At 36.4% G+C, this 11829-nt stretch carries 13 protein-coding genes; 12 read left to right on the forward strand and 1 reads right to left on the reverse strand.

The features are described from left to right. The first annotated feature begins 162 nt into the window (after positions 1 to 162). The 4 genes from G6534_RS01760 (at position 163) to G6534_RS01775 (ending at position 4026) form a co-directional block, all read left to right on the forward strand. Entirely contained in the window at positions 163 to 1590 is a 1428-nt protein-coding gene (locus G6534_RS01760; protein ID WP_059075206.1) for a sucrose-6-phosphate hydrolase, read from the forward strand. 8 nt (positions 1591 to 1598) lie between these two features. Further along, the gene (locus tag G6534_RS01765; RefSeq protein ID WP_182083262.1) at positions 1599 to 2582 is read left to right on the forward strand and encodes a substrate-binding domain-containing protein; all 984 of its coding nucleotides are present in this window, start codon (positions 1599 to 1601) and stop codon (positions 2580 to 2582) included. Between the two features lie 86 nt (positions 2583 to 2668). Continuing rightward, complete coding sequence (locus G6534_RS01770) at positions 2669 to 3160, forward strand: helix-turn-helix domain-containing protein (RefSeq protein ID WP_182083036.1); 492 nt, start codon at positions 2669 to 2671, stop codon at positions 3158 to 3160. Then, positions 3160 to 4026 (forward strand): IS3 family transposase, encoded by an 867-nt coding sequence (locus G6534_RS01775; protein WP_238788920.1) that lies wholly within the window; start codon positions 3160 to 3162, stop codon positions 4024 to 4026. Before G6534_RS01770 ends, G6534_RS01775 begins: the two co-directional genes overlap by 1 nt. A 42-nt stretch (positions 4027 to 4068) precedes the next feature. Here G6534_RS01775 and rlmD read toward each other — a convergent pair whose 3' ends face one another. Then, entirely contained in the window at positions 4069 to 5451 is a 1383-nt protein-coding gene (rlmD, locus tag G6534_RS01780) for a 23S rRNA (uracil(1939)-C(5))-methyltransferase RlmD (RefSeq protein WP_059074427.1), read from the reverse strand. Between the two features lie 66 nt (positions 5452 to 5517). Here rlmD and recX point away from each other — a divergent pair, with 66 nt between their 5' ends. The 8 genes from recX (at position 5518) to G6534_RS01820 (ending at position 11734) form a co-directional block, all read left to right on the forward strand. Then, the gene (gene recX / locus G6534_RS01785; RefSeq protein WP_059074426.1) at positions 5518 to 6294 is read left to right on the forward strand and encodes a recombination regulator RecX; all 777 of its coding nucleotides are present in this window, start codon (positions 5518 to 5520) and stop codon (positions 6292 to 6294) included. 624 nt (positions 6295 to 6918) lie between these two features. Next, positions 6919 to 7452, forward strand: a complete 534-nt coding sequence (gene ntdP, locus G6534_RS01790) for a nucleoside tri-diphosphate phosphatase (RefSeq protein ID WP_059074425.1) — start codon at positions 6919 to 6921, stop codon at positions 7450 to 7452. 61 nt (positions 7453 to 7513) lie between these two features. Then, on the forward strand, positions 7514 to 8398 hold the full coding sequence (locus G6534_RS01795; protein WP_182083075.1) for a LysR family transcriptional regulator: 885 nt from the start codon (positions 7514 to 7516) through the stop codon (positions 8396 to 8398). 86 nt (positions 8399 to 8484) lie between these two features. Further along, the gene (locus G6534_RS01800) at positions 8485 to 8838 is read left to right on the forward strand and encodes a MerR family transcriptional regulator (RefSeq protein WP_059074424.1); all 354 of its coding nucleotides are present in this window, start codon (positions 8485 to 8487) and stop codon (positions 8836 to 8838) included. A gap of 3 nt (positions 8839 to 8841) precedes the next feature. Next, positions 8842 to 9798, forward strand: a complete 957-nt coding sequence (locus G6534_RS01805) for an aldo/keto reductase (protein WP_182083076.1) — start codon at positions 8842 to 8844, stop codon at positions 9796 to 9798. Positions 9799 to 9815: 17 nt separating this feature from the next. Then, on the forward strand, positions 9816 to 10826 hold the full coding sequence (locus G6534_RS01810; RefSeq protein ID WP_059074423.1) for an aldo/keto reductase: 1011 nt from the start codon (positions 9816 to 9818) through the stop codon (positions 10824 to 10826). 9 nt (positions 10827 to 10835) lie between these two features. Beyond that, complete coding sequence (locus tag G6534_RS01815; RefSeq protein WP_059074422.1) at positions 10836 to 11477, forward strand: SDR family oxidoreductase; 642 nt, start codon at positions 10836 to 10838, stop codon at positions 11475 to 11477. Beyond that, the gene (locus tag G6534_RS01820; protein WP_059074421.1) at positions 11468 to 11734 is read left to right on the forward strand and encodes a hypothetical protein; all 267 of its coding nucleotides are present in this window, start codon (positions 11468 to 11470) and stop codon (positions 11732 to 11734) included. Before G6534_RS01815 ends, G6534_RS01820 begins: the two co-directional genes overlap by 10 nt. The last annotated feature ends 95 nt before the right edge of the window (positions 11735 to 11829 follow it).

The raw sequence follows: 11829 nt of genomic DNA on the forward strand, positions 1-11829 counted from the left end.
TTTTTCATAAATGTCAAACGTTTAACAAAAATACTTTGATGCAATAAATAGTGATTTTTAAAGTGCTTAATGGAATAACATTACATTAAATGTCAAACGATTGACAATTTTATATAAAAACGGTTACAATGATAACTAATCAAGGAAAGTCGAGTTAGAACAATGATTACAGAATGGACGACAAAATTAAGATACTTACCATATAAGGATTGGTCTACAAAACAAATCGCTGAAATCAAAAATAATATTGCTAATTCTCACTGGCGCTTGGGTTATCACATTCAACCTAGTACCGGATTGATGAATGACCCCAATGGTTTTTCTTATTTTAACAATCAATGGCATTTGTTTTATCAATCATTTCCTTACGGACCAGTGCATGGTTTGAAAAATTGGACCCACTTAACTTCTAACGATTTGGTAAATTGGCAAGATCACGGGCCAATATTATTGCCTGGGGATGCTCAAGATAGTCACGGCGCTTATTCTGGTTCAGGTATCGTTGTTGATGACAAATTATTCTTAATGTATACCGGAAATGTCAGAGATAAAGACTGGGTCAGACATCCTAAACAAGATGGTGCCTGGTTAGATAGGAATAATCAGCTACAAAAAATTGCTACACCATTAATTGATCAAGTTAAATCAGGTTTTACTGATCATTTTCGTGACCCCCAAATTATTGAACACGACGGCCAGTATTATTGCTTGATAGGTGCTAGAAAAAAAGATGACACTGGACACGTCTTAGTTTATCAAGCACCAAAAGTCACGGGACCTTGGTCATACAAGGCGGAATTGAAATTTACTGATAAACCAATGGGTTACATGATTGAATGTCCGAATTTAGTCTTCATCGATGATAAACCAATTTTGATTTTTTGTCCCCAAGGAATTTCCCAAGGCATTTTGAAGCATCAAAACATTTATCCAAATGCCTATGTGGTCGGAGAAAGTTTTGATTGGGACAAATTTGAATTCATCAATCCTTCAACTGTCAAAAATTTAGACGAAGGATTCGATATTTATGCAACTCAAGCATTCAATGCTCCTGACGGCCGGGTTTTATCGATCAGTTGGATTGGATTGCCTGATACGACTTATCCAAGCGATGTCGAAGGCTGGGCACATTGTTACAGCTTAGTTAAAGAACTAAAACTTGTGGGGGGACGACTTTACCAACAACCAGTAGTGGAAAACAATCAATTAGTCGAAGCAACTATCGACTCAAAAGAAATTTCACCTCAGACAAAAATTTCAGCTACAGTCAGTGGTTTAGAGGGAATCATTGCTATCACAACTGAAAAGGACGAGGAAATAAAAATAATTATCGATGCTCCTAATGGTAAAATATTAGTTAATCGCACCAAAGCAGGAATTCCTTTTGCAACTGACTTTGGCACAACTAGAAGCGCTAAAGTAATGAATGATATTAAACAAGTAGATTTGTATTTGGATAATACTGTTTTTGAATTGTACGTCAATAATGGCGAATTGGTTTTCACAGGTAGAATTTTCCCAGAAGGAAAAAAATTCTTCGTGGAATCTGACTTACCAATCACAAAACAGCGGTTAAAGAAGATTTATTGAGAGGATAGATTATGGCGACACTAGATGACATTGCAAGACTAGCTGGGGTATCAGCAACGACCGTTTCACGAGTAATCAACAATTATGGTTCTTTATCAGAGAAAACGAAGACAAAAGTTTTTTCAGCGATGCAAGAACTCAATTATCAACCCAATAGTTTAGCTCGCTCACTGAAAGGTAAGAAAACTCAATTGATTGGCGTAATTTTACCTGGTGTCAGCAATCCGTTCTTTGGACAAATGGTGCAAGAGATTGAAGACCAACTGTTCAAAAAAGGTTTCAAAATGATTCTTTGTAACGCCGGAAACGATGCTCGAAAGGAAAGAGATTACTTGCGAATGTTGATGGCAAATCGAGTTGACGGAATAATTGCCGGTTCGCACAATTTGGGAATTGAGGAATACCAAAAGGTCGGGCTACCAATTATTTCCTTTGACCGCTACTTGTCAGACAACGTTCCTATTGTCAGTTCGGATAATTATCAGGGTGGACAACTAGCTGCTCAATCGTTGATCAGTAGTGGCAGTAAAAATCCGCAAATCATCACTGGTTCTAATCGTCCTAATAGTCCAACAAATTCTCGTTTGACTGGATTCAAAGACGTCTTGGAAAAGCATGATTTATCCTACAATTTGATTGAATTGCCATTCAGTTCATCGCCAAATATTAAAAGTCTCAAAATCAAAGAATTATTGACCAATAAAAAAATCGACGGTATTTTTTGTACCGACGACTTAACAGCTTTGTTAGTTAAACAACAAGCTCAAGCGCTGAATTTACAAATCCCAACCGATATTCGTTTAGTTGGTTATGACGGGACTAATTTCATCCAAAACTACCATCCCGAATTGACAACTATCATGCAGCCGATTACTGATATCGTAACGATGATGATCGATTTATTGTTGAAACGCATTGATGATCCAGATTGTCAGTTGGAAAAAAATTACGTTTTGCCTGTTAAGTTGATTACTGGTGCGACAACTATTTAACACAGCAAAAAAGCCTTGTGGACTGAATTCCACAGGTGAACTGAACCCCATAAGTTGGAGTAATCCAAACTTATGAGGTTCTTTTTATGTTTTCAAAAGAAATTAAAATTAAGGTAGTTCTTGATTATCTTTCAGGTAAAAGCTACACGTCTATCACTAGAAAGTACGGTATCAAAGGCTCCGCAACTATTTATCATTGGGTACGTTTGTTCAAAGAATTTGGAGTTGAAGGGCTCACCAACAATTACTCAAAGACTTTCTATGATTATTCGTTTAAAATCAAAGTAATAACTTGGCGAGTCGATCATAGAGCATCATATCCAGTAACTGCTAAAAGATATAAGATCCGTAATCCTACGACAATCTGGCAATGGGAACGAGATCTTGAATCGGGTCGCCTAAAACCAAATGATAGGCGGTCTGGGAAAATGACTGATAAAAAACCACGTACGGCAGAAGAACTTAAACATTTAGAAGAAGAGAATCGTCGGCTTAAGATACGGGTAGCTTACTTGGAAAAATTGCATGCCTTAACTCAGAAGAAGAAAAACTCTCAAATCAAGAAAAAGCACAAATAATAAATGAGTTAAGGCAAGAATTCAACGAACCCTTGGCAATCATATTAGAAGTCGTAAACATGTCCAGTAGTAGTTACCATTATTCACAGAGCCATTCTTACAAGTCATATCCAGAAGAGCTAGTGTCTGAAATCAAATCAATTCGTACAGAGTATAAAGACTATGGATATCGCAGTGTAACAATGGAACTTCATAACCGTGGGATCAAGGCCAATCATAAATTAGTTCTTAAAATAATGAACAAACACGGACTCCTTTGTCATGCCTTTGATAGAAAAACTAGAAAATATAATTCTTATAAAGGAAATGTTGGCAAAAGAGCCAAGAACAAACTAAACAGAAGGTTTATTACCGATAGACCCTTTCAGAAGATCACTACCGATGTTACTGAACTTCGCTGGGGTAATGGGACCACATCAGAAAGAGCATATTTTACGGCATTCATGGATATGTACAGTGATGAGGTCATCAGTTGGAATATAAGTCTTCATCCTAACGTCGAATTCGTTACAGATACATTGGATGCGTTGATTGAGAGATTACCAGAACTGCCTTACCGAATGACGATACATTCTGATCAAGGATTTCAGTATCAAAACTATGAGTATGTATCTAGACTAAAGAAAAATCGCATCATCCAAAGCATGAGTCGCAAAGCAACATGCTTGGATAATGCGATAATGGAAAGTTTCTTTCACATTTTAAAAGTAGGAACTGTACATAACAACGAGTACAGTTCATATGAACATTTGAAAGAGGAAATATCCAAATATATCTACTACTACAACAATAAACGAATAAAAGCAAAATTGGCCGGAAAGACCCCGGTAGAATACCGAAATCTTTCCGACCGACTTATTGCTTAAAATAAACTCCAATTAATGGGGTTCACTTCAAGGGCTTTTTTGTTAGCGTCTAATTAGCTTAACAACTGTTTCAACATGAGGAGTTTGTGGGAACATATCAACTGGTTGTAAGTAAACTACACGATATGAATCGGACAAACGAACTAGATCTTTTGCCAAAGTTGAAGGGTTACATGATACGTAAACTAGTTTGTTAACGGGATTGCGTGTCAAAGTTGTTAATAGTTTGTTATCAAGTCCAGTTCTTGGTGGATCGACGACAATAGCGTTAACTTCTTTGCCTTCTTTTAAAAGCTTTGGATAAATTTCATCAGCTGAACCAACGTAATAGTCAGTGTTGTCGACTTTATTTAACTTAGCATTTTCTTTGGCATCTTCAATCGCTTCAGGGATGATTTCGATACCGTAGACGTGTTTTACCTTGTTAGCCATTGTGATACCAATTGTCCCAACGCCACAGTAAGCATCTAACAAGACATCACGTTGATTAGGTTCTAAGGCTTCGTTGACTAAATCGTAAAGTCGGTCAGTTTGAAGTGAGTTTAGCTGCAAGAAAGCTCTAGGTGAGAAGTTAAATAGGTAACCATTGATGTCTTCTTGTAAGTATTTGTCACCCCATAAAAGTTTAGTTTCATCGCCCCAAACGCCAGCTTTGTCTTCTTTGTTGATATTTTGAGAAATTGAACTAACTTCCGGAATTTCTTCTTGAATACGTTCAATCAATTGGTGCTCTTTGATGAACTTAGGTGAGCGAGTGATGAAAGTAACTTGTAATTGGTTAAATTCAACTGATTCACGAATAACGATCATGCTCAAGATACCAGATTTAGTTTCCGGATTGAAAACAGGAATTTCTAAGTCTTTGACCATTTGAACGATTTTTCTCATCGCTGACATAGTTAAGTCCATTTGAGTTGGCATTTCTTCTAGATCAACCAATTCTTGGGTACCAGTTTTGTACAAACCACAACGAATTTCACCATCGATCTCTTGGATAGGAAATTGGGCTTTGTTACGGTATTTTTCTTGTTGAACTGAGGCCGCAGTTGGTTTGATCATGTATTTTTGATAAGCGTAAGGCTTATACTTGTCGAGTGATTCGCGTAAAATGTTGGCTTTGAAGTGAAGTTGTTCTTTGTATTTGATGTGGGCAAATTCTAGTCCACCAACTTCATCAGCCAATTTAGGTGTATCAGGATTTCTGAAGTGAGAAGCTTTTCTAATTTTGTGAATACGACCATTTAAGAAACGTTCGTGAACATCAGTAACTTCGCAGACGATGACATCTTCCGGCACCGCTTTTGGAACGAAGACGATAACGTGTTTGAAGAAACCAATCCCTTCACCATTGATTCCGATACGTTTGATAGTTAATGGAAATCTATCACCGACTTTTAATTCTTGCGTAATATTATTTGTATGCATTATTTTTCCTTTGAATGATTTTGAGATAAACTACTAATGAGTATAACATGGTGAGGTAGAAAAACATTGGCAAAAGTAACGAAGATTCAAGCACAAAAACGAAAAGGACGCTATAATGTCTTTCTTGATGGACAGTATGCGTTTCCAGTAGCAGAGACGACTTTGATTGAATTTCGCCTGATGAATGGGGTCGAATTGACTGACGGTCAAATCAAAGAAATCAAAGATCGTGAAAACGTCAATAAAGCTTATGGTGATGCGGTCAATTATTTGAGCTACCAGTTGCGAACAGAAAAAGAAATCAAAGATTACCTCTACAAAAAAGAATATCATCGTGATGCCGTTGATGATGTCATAGCTAGACTAGAAAAACTGCATTACTTAGATGATGGGAATTACGCTAAAAGTTTTATCAATACACAATTACGGACGACTGCAAATGGTCCTAAAATCATCGAACAAAAACTTCACCACAAAGGTGTACCTGATAACATAATTCAAGATAAATTGTTTGAAATCGATGAAGACACTTTGATTGAGAATGCGACTGATTTTGCTAAGAAACAAGCTCGCAAACAAAAGCGGGCTTCATTTTCACAGATGCTGACGAAGATTAAACAAGGACTCTATCAAAAAGGCTATAATAACGAGATTATCGAAGAAGCTCTTAAAGATTTAGAGTTAGAACCAGATGAAGATGATGAGTTAGAAAAATTACGCAAGTTGGTCCAAAAAGTTGAACATAGATATGATAAACCAGAAAAATTGATCAAGTATTTAATGACCAAAGGTTTCCACTTTGATGAGATAAAGAAAGTTTTGTCTGAAGATTCTGATGACTAGGTTAAATATGCCGTCGTCCGCAAAAGCCCTGTGATTGGCTGGAGAATGTCGACACCACTTTGAACCAATACATGAACCAAAGGCGTATTGTTTCAAAGCTGGGTCTTCTACTAAGCAACAAGTTGCTAAAGTAGAATTTGGCGGCTGAGCCATCACAGGGCTTTTGCTCCCGACTAGATTTCAATTTTTATTTAGATAGGATCAGACACGTGCTTTTTGAATTCTATTCTTTTACACTAACAAAAAAGAAAATATTACTAGAAACACAGCAATATAATGCGATTCCAATGATAACTTCTATTAATTCTCTGAAGTAGCTTATATAAAGATAGAAATAACTATCTAGTCGGGAGCGAGGTACTGGAAAATGCTCAGCCGCCAAATTGTCCTTAGCGATTTATCGCTTAGGACAAGACCAATCTTGGAGACAATTCTTGGTCTTGGAATTGGCTTCAAGTTGCGTCGGCAGCGTTCCAGCGTTTTCCAGTGCCGAACGGACGACGGCATCTTAACCCTAATCAAACTTAAGAATAAACTATATTTAATAACGATATCTTTTAATCGTTTCACAGCTCTGTTATAATTTTTTTGGATAAGAATTAGATTTGAGAAAGCTGGTAAGTTATGCAGATTCCTAGAGAAGGGGATTACGTAGCAATCCAGAGTTATAAGCATGATGGTCATTTACATCGTACTTGGCGTGAAACAATGGTGCTAAAGACAAGTGAAAACGAAATTATTGGTTGTAATGAGAACACTCTTGTCACAGAAGCAGATGGACGTCGTTGGGTAACAAGAGAGCCCGCACTGGTCTATTTTCATAGGAAATATTGGTTCAATATTATCGCTATGATAAGAGATAGTGGGGTATCTTATTACTGCAATCTAGCGACCCCATTTGCTTTAGACAAAGAGGCCATCAAATATATTGATTACGATTTAGATGTTAAGGTTTTCCCAGATGGGGAGAAAAGATTACTCGATGTAGATGAATATGCCGCACACAGTAAGATGTGGAATTATCCACCTGAAATAGATACGATTTTACATTATAATGTCGACGTTTTAATTGATTGGATCGATAAAGGCAAAGGACCATTTTCACAGGCTTATGTTGATCTTTGGATGCAAAGATACAAGGAACTGTCACACCATTAGGATTGCTATATCCTGATTAGGCTGCCGTAATGGTAGTCTTTTTTTGTATAAGGAGATAATTATGGAGTTAAGAGTTTTGAATTACTTTTTAATGGTTGCTCGTGAAGAAAATATTACTAGAGCGGCCAATCTTTTACACATCAGTCAACCAACTTTATCACGACAAATCGCTAACCTAGAAGAGGAATTAGGTACCAAATTGTTTACTCGCCACAGTCACCAAATCACTTTGACCGAAGATGGACTATTGCTAAGAAGACGTGCTCAAGAAATGCGCCAACTCAGTGACAAAATTAAAAGTGAGTTGTCATCTGATCAAACGGAATTGAGCGGTGAAATTTCGATTGGTAGTGGAGAATTGCAAGGTATGAATGAGTTAGGCGATATTATCGTCGCTTTTCACAAGAAATATCCATTAGTGACCTTCAATATTCAAAGTGGCAATGCAGAAGATATTACTTTAGGTATTGAACAAGGCTTGTTAGATATGGCAATTTTTATTGAACCAGTTGATACCAGAAAATATGATTTTGTTCGTTTAATTCAAAAGGAAAATTGGGGTATTTTAGTTAGAAATGATTCATCACTTGCCAGATATGACTATGTCGAACCAAAGGACTTAAAGAATCAAGAATTGATAATGTCGAGAAGTCAGGCAATGCAAAGTGAAATCAATCATTGGTTAGGAGAATATAAGCAGACGACTAGTTATTTATCAACTTATAATCTACTTTACAATTCAGCAATTTTGGTTAAACGTGGCCTAGGAATTGCGCTTTGTTTGAATCTTGAAGCAAAATATGATGATGTAACTTTTGTACCGTTAAAACCAGAATTGTCGTACAACTCAGTTCTAGCTTGGAAGTCAGAAGAAGTTACTTCTAGGACAGTTACAACATTCATTGATTTTACTAAGAAATACCTTCAAGACATTTCTAATGATTAAAAATAAGCATTATACATATCAAAGAATAGGCGTCATAATATGGTTGTTCCGTTAAGGAGCAGCCATTTTTTATTGAGAGAGCAAATATGAATAAAAAAGAAGTTAGCCAAAAATATCGAATCCCAGTTAGCATCCTTGATGAATATGAATCTTGGGGTTTGTGTAATGTTGTGAAATTCGTTATGGGTGAGTGGCAATATGATAATCAAGATATTGAACGCTTAAGTACGATCATGGCTTTGCACGATATGGGTTTCAAAAATGACGAGATTGAGAAGTACATGCGTTTATTGTTAGAAACAAAGAATTCTTCCGAAGAGATAATTCAGCTTTTAACTAAGAAGCGTCAAAACAAACTCGACCAGATTCATTTTCAAGAGAAGCAATTGGAACGAATTGATTATTTACGATATAAAATTAAAAAATCACAGGAGAAATAATAAATGAATTTAATGCAAGAAGATTTAAAGATGCCCAAAATTGCCTTAGGAACTTGGGCCTGGGGTGAAAGTAAATCTGCCAACAAAGTTTTTGGTAATAGTTTAACTGCCAATGACTTAGAACCAATTTTTAATAAAGGAATGGAATTAGGCTTGAACCTTTGGGACACTGCCGCTGTATATAACGATGGTGATTCAGAAGCAATTTTAGGAAAATTCGTTAAGGGAATTGATCGCGATAAGGTGATTTTGTCAACGAAGTTTACTCCACAGATCGCTGATGATAGTGATAAAGCCGTTGAAAACATGTTTGATGGCAGTGCCAATCGTTTGAATACTAATTTTGTTGATATTTATTGGATTCACAACGATGCCGATGTCGACAAGTGGACTAGAGAAATTATTCCTTTAGCCAAAGAAGGCAAAATTAAATATATCGGTGTTTCTAATCATAATTTAGAAGAAATCAAACGTGCTGATGAAATTTTGCATGAAGCTGGTTTTAAAATTTCTGCCGTTCAAAATCACTTCAGTATTTTGGACAGAACTTCAGAAACATCAGGAATCATTGATTATTGTAAGGAAAATGACATTAGTTTCTTCTCGTACATGGTTTTGGAACAAGGTGCACTATCAGGAAAATATGATACCAAGCATCCATTCCCAGAAGGCAGTGAACGAGCTCAAGTTTATAACGACAAATTAGATAAACTAGAAAATTTAATCAATGGTATGAGAGAAATTGCTCAAAAGCATAACGTTGATGTGGCACAAATTCCTACTGCTTGGGCAGTTGCTAAAAATACTATTCCAATCATTGGCGCAACGAAGGTCAAACACATTGAAGATGCTGCAGAAGCTAGTGAAGTGAAATTGACTATCAGTGAAGTTGCCAAATTAGACGAGTTGGGTAATAAAACAGCTGTCAATACAACTCGTGTGTGGGAACAAAATATGTAATAAAGGAAGTAAATATTTTGAAGTATACAAAATTAGGTAATACAGGATTGGATGTTTCAAGAATTTGTTTGGGAACAATGGGTTTTGGTCGTCCCGATTCCGGAATGTTTCCCTGGGCAGTCGGTGCCGATAAGAGTGAAAAAGTCGTTCAAAAAGCTCTAGACCTAGGTATCAATTTCTTTGATACGGCCAATATTTATTCATATGGCGATAGTGAGGAATTCTTAGGTAAAGCTTTGAAGAAAAATGCTAATCGTGATGAAGTAGTTGTTGCTACAAAAGTTTTCTTTTCGCATTCTGACAAACCTAATCAAGTTGGACTTTCAAGAAAGAGTATTTTGAGTAATATCGACACGAGTTTAAAACGATTAGATATGGATTACGTTGATCTTTATATCATTCATCGCTGGGATTACAACACGCCAATCGAAGAAACTATGGAAGCTCTTCACGATGTTGTCAAAGCTGGTAAAGCTAGATATATCGGTGCTTCAGCTATGTATTCTTGGCAATTTGAAAAAGCTCAAGCCATCGCTCGCGAACACAATTGGACAGAGTTTGTTTCGATGCAAAATCATTTAAACCTCTTGTATCGTGAAGAAGAGCGAGAAATGATGCCACTTTGTGAGGATGAAAATATTGCCGTGACGCCTTATAGTCCACTAGCTTCAGGTCATTTAACACGTCCAACTTGGGATGCTGATACTAAGCGTTCACAAACGGATTCAGCTGCTAGAAGTAAGTACGATGCTTCAGAACAGAATGATTTAGAAATTATCAAGCGGGTCAAAGAAGTTGCTGATAGAGAAAATGCTACTATGGCACAAGTTGCCTTAGCTTGGTTGTTGCAAAAGAAGCAGGTCGTTGCTCCAATTATCGGTGCTACTAACACTAAACATTTGGCTAGTTCAGTTGCTGCCGTTGATTTGAAGCTGTCACAAGATGACATTGATTATATGGAAGCACCTTATTTACCACATAAGTTAGTAGGTGCTTTTACTAAAAATGAAAATAATTTAACACGTTAGGAGAAATCTATGACTAAAATTATTATTTTAGGAGCTCACGGACAAACAGCTCGGATCGTTACTGATGAATTATTACAAAATTCTGATATTGAATTGAAATTATTTTTGAGAAAGAGTACTCGTCTTAATCAATATCAAAACAATCCACGAGTGGAACTAATTGAAGGCGATGTTTTAAATACAGAACAATTGGCTCAAGCAATGCAAGATGTCGACTTAGTTTATTCAAATGTCGGTGGAGTCGATTTAGCTGACCAAACTAAGAGCATTATTGAAGCTATGGATCAAGCTAAACAAAAACGTTTGATCTTTATTAGTTCATTAGGAGCTTATCATGAAGTTCCTGGTAAATTCGGTGAATGGAATGAAACTGCTATTGCTAGCTTTTTACCTGGATTTAGAGAGTCGGCCAAGTTAATCGAAGATTCTGATTTGGATTACACCATGATTCGTCCTGCTTGGATGGATAACAAAGATGAAATTGATTATGAAACAACACAAAAAAATGAACCATTCAAAGGAACGGAAGTTTCTCGTAAGAGTATCGCAGATTTTGTAATTAAATTGATCAATAATCCTCAAATTCATATTGGAGAAAGTGTTGGCTTGAACAAACCTAATACTGATGGAGATAAACCCGCATGGATATAAAAATTGATGCTTTTGCTCATGTATTACCAACAGATTTATTGAACAATATAAAAAGTGATTTTCCAGATGTTATTGAGAAAAATCAATTTTTGAAGATTCCGGCATTGACCGATTTAAACATTCGTCGTAAAGATTTCCCTAAAGACGTCAAACAAATTATTTCAAACGTGAATTTGAACCCTGAGGATTATTTTGATGGTAAGAAGGCTGCCCAATTGTGTTGGGATGCTAATGAAGAATTGGTCAACTACCACTGACTAAAGTCAGTGGCTTGTGAACTTCACTAGATAGCTCATCACTACTTAATTACTAGTCACAACTTATTCAGATAAAGCATTGCATTACAATATCT

The organism is Companilactobacillus pabuli, from assembly GCF_014058425.1.
Lineage (GTDB): Bacteria > Bacillota > Bacilli > Lactobacillales > Lactobacillaceae > Companilactobacillus > Companilactobacillus pabuli.